General features: G+C 79.3%; 1 protein-coding gene. It reads right to left on the bottom strand.

Translation table 11 applies throughout. The features are described from left to right. Nucleotides 1-241, bottom strand: a 241-nt coding sequence (locus GTW08_RS31465) for a hypothetical protein (RefSeq protein ID WP_237453519.1), incomplete at its 3' end; no start/stop codon positions are given. Between the last annotated feature and the right edge of the window lie 116 nt (nt 242-357).

The following is a 357-nucleotide window of genomic DNA, read 5'->3' as shown; positions in this document are numbered from 1 at the left end:
GCCCGTCGGCGTCGGGTCCGCGGTCGGCCGACGCGCTGCGGAGCAGGTCCTGCAGGGCGCTGCGTGCCTCGTCGGCCGAGGTGGGACCGCCTCCGTGCCAGGGGCGGCCCGCGTCGCCCGCGGCCCGGAACAGGTCGTCCCCGCCCGGGCCCGGGCCCGGCGCGGCCCGGCCGTTCGTGCCCGATTCCGCCCGGTCGTCCGTTCCACGGTCGGACGGGCCCGGCGATGCGGGGCCCGTCACTGTGGGGTTCGGCGACGCGGGATTCGGCGACGCAGAGCTGGGTGATGCAGGGGCCGCTTCGGTGCGGTGTCCCACACCGGTCCTCCGGTCCTCGTCGGCGTCCGCGCCGAGCGGCG

The organism is Pseudonocardia sp. SID8383 (assembly GCF_009864975.1).
In the GTDB taxonomy this organism is placed as follows: Bacteria; Actinomycetota; Actinomycetes; order Mycobacteriales; family Pseudonocardiaceae; genus Pseudonocardia; species Pseudonocardia alni.
This window is presented reverse-complemented; position numbering and strand designations above follow the sequence as displayed.